The sequence below is a fragment of the Mesorhizobium sp. M7A.F.Ca.CA.002.09.1.1 genome (assembly GCF_003998555.1).
Taxonomy (GTDB): Bacteria; Pseudomonadota; Alphaproteobacteria; order Rhizobiales; family Rhizobiaceae; genus Mesorhizobium; species Mesorhizobium ciceri.
This window is the reverse complement of the sequence record NZ_RZRR01000872.1, coordinates 1-2,337: the sequence shown is the minus strand read 5'-3', so window position 1 is coordinate 2,337 and position 2,337 is coordinate 1. Positions and strand designations below refer to the sequence as shown.

Annotated in this window: 3 protein-coding genes; 2 read left to right on the top strand and 1 reads right to left on the bottom strand. The window is 65.5% G+C overall.

Annotated features, from left to right (window positions below; translation table 11 throughout):
• Both EN994_RS27625 and EN994_RS27620 read left to right on the top strand, forming a co-directional pair.
• Positions 1 to 397, top strand: a 397-nt coding sequence (locus EN994_RS27625; protein ID WP_245466095.1) for an FGGY-family carbohydrate kinase, incomplete at its 5' end; no start/stop codon positions are given.
• Positions 394 to 1,245 carry a TIGR01459 family HAD-type hydrolase gene (locus EN994_RS27620; protein ID WP_063169121.1) on the top strand — a complete coding sequence of 284 codons (852 nt, stop codon included), beginning with the start codon at positions 394 to 396 and terminating at the stop codon, positions 1,243 to 1,245. The genes EN994_RS27625 and EN994_RS27620, both read left to right, overlap by 4 nt.
• Here the strand turns inward: EN994_RS27620 and EN994_RS27615 are convergent.
• Positions 1,232 to 2,242: a sugar-binding transcriptional regulator gene (locus EN994_RS27615; RefSeq protein WP_013529333.1), complete on the bottom strand. Its 1,011-nt coding sequence runs from the start codon at positions 2,240 to 2,242 to the stop codon at positions 1,232 to 1,234. The two genes, EN994_RS27620 and EN994_RS27615, sit on opposite strands and share 14 nt — an antisense overlap.
• Positions 2,243 to 2,337: the final 95 nt, after the last annotated feature.

Genomic DNA, 2,337 nt, shown 5'->3' with positions numbered 1-2,337 from the left:
CGCCCGTATCATCGAACTCAGCGCGACAATCGACCCGGAGACGGGCACCGGCCTCGATTACTATCCGCTTCCCGCCACGGGCGAACGGTTTCCGATCGCCGATCCGGCGCTGCCGCCTCGCCTTGCGCCGCGGCCGGCGGACGACGCCGATTATCTGAAAGCGATGTTCGAAGGCATCGCCGCGATCGAAGCGCTCGGCTATGACAGGCTTGCCGAGCTCGGCGCGCCCACGCTGATATCGGTCAGGAGCGTCGGAGGCGGGGCAGCGAACCCGGCCTGGACGGCAATCCGGCGTCGCAGGCTCGGCGTCGATTTCCTGCCCGCGCTTTCCGACGAGGCCGCCGCCGGCACGGCGCGGCTGGCGCTGATGGGTGCAAGCCGGGCAGGACTCCTATGAGCGCGAAAACGATCGAACGTCTCGACGGCCTCGGGCCGCTGGCGGAGCGCTATAATGTGTTCCTGCTCGACCAGTTCGGCGTGCTGCACGACGGCACGCGGCCCTATCCAGGCGCGGCGGCAGCGCTATCGGCGCTGAAACGCGCCGGCAAGACCGTGGTGCTGGTTTCGAACTCCGGCAGGCGGGCTCAACCCAATGAAAGCCGGCTCATGAAACTCGGCTTCGAACCGGGAAGCTGGGATCATTTCGTTTCTTCCGGCGAGGTGGCGTGGCGATCCTTTGGGGAGATGGCGGCGTCGGGAAAGCTGCGCCCGGGGACAAAATGCCTGCTGATCAGCCGCGACAATGACCGCTCCGCGATCGAAGGCCTGCCATTTGCGCTGACCGGGTCCGGCGATGAGGCCGAGCTGGTGCTGATCGCGGCCAGCGAGGGTGACCGCTTTGACCTTGACCATTATCGCAGGCTGTTCGCGCCGGCGGCGGAGCGGCGGGTGCCGTGTTTCTGCACCAATCCCGACATCATCATGCTGACGGCCGTTGGCCCTCGCTTCGGCGCCGGCCGGCTGGCCGATCTCTACGAAAGCCTGGGCGGCAGCGTTACCCGCATCGGCAAGCCCGACACGGCGATTTTCGACGCCGCGCTGGCGCTGGCCGGCGAGCCGGACCGTGGCACCGTGGTCTGCGTCGGCGACAGCGTCGAACACGACATATCGGGGGGAAACAGCACCGGCATCGCCACCGCGCTGGTGCTGAGCGGAATACTGGCGGACACACCGGATCTCGCCGCTGTTTTCGACGAACAGCAGGCCTGGCCGGACTACATCATGGACAGCTTCAGCTTCCGCTGACCGCTTCCAGCATGCGCCGCGCGCTCTCCTCGTCGGTGATCAGGATGGTTGGGGCGATGAGGGTCATGGCGCCGAGCAGCGCTTCGGTTTTCTCCTCGCCACCGGAGGTGAGGATGCGGATCGGTGCCTTGCGCAGACGGTCGACATCCACCGACATCACGTGGCTGTTGACGGGGTGGTCGACCAGATCGCCGTTGCGGTCGAAGAAATGGAACAGGAGGTCACCCACGGCGCCACGCGCAAGCAGGGCCTCCCGATCCGCCTCCTTGAGGAAGCCACCACGAGAGAAGGTGGTGGCCGAGGCGATCCCGCCGACGCTCAGCAGAACGGCATCGAGCACGTCGGCCATTTCGAAAATCTCCTGCAGGCCGCAGCGCTCGATCAGGGCGATCTTGGTCTCGACGCTGTCGACCACGGCTGGTGTCGGCATCAGATAGCCGTCGCCCTGGAATATCTGAGCGAAGCGCCAGGCGAACTCGGCTGGGTTGACCCGGCGCACGACGCCGACACCGCCAAGCAGCGAAATCACCTTGAAGTCGGTGAGCGACTTGGCGCTGATGAAAGGCAGGCTCGAGAACAGCGTCTGCCCCCAGCCGACACCGACCCGCATGCCGGACTTCATCGTGTCCGACAGGAAGCTGCCGGTTTTGGCACTGATCGCTGGTATGGGATCGGCATCGGCTGCCGAAAGCGGCGCCACCAGCGCCTGCTGCAGCCCGAACGTCTTCTCCAATGCGCGCTCAAGCCGCACGATTTCCGACAATTCGCTCTCGATGGTGATCTTCACTTCGTTGCGCGCCCGGGCATCCGCCAGCATGCGCACGATGGTGACGCGACCGACGCCGAGCACGTCGGCGATCTCGTTCTGCGTCATCTGTTCGACGAAATACATCCAGGCGGCGCGAATCCTGAGGCGATCCGTCCGGCTTTCGCTGGCGACCTGCTCGGTTGCCTCGCCTCGACCGTCTTCGCTTTCGCCCTGTCGTCGTCTGCCCAAGTCTGTCTCTCCCCCTGCGGCGACGGACGAGGGCGCCGCCGCCGATTCTGCATGCTGGTCTAGTATCGCCTATTGATCTACCTATCGATAGGAAC

Coding starts and splice junctions, on each gene's coding strand:
- EN994_RS27620 (WP_063169121.1), top strand. CDS start 394: ATGAGCGCGAAAACGATCGAACGTCTCGACGGCCTCGGGCCGCTGGCG.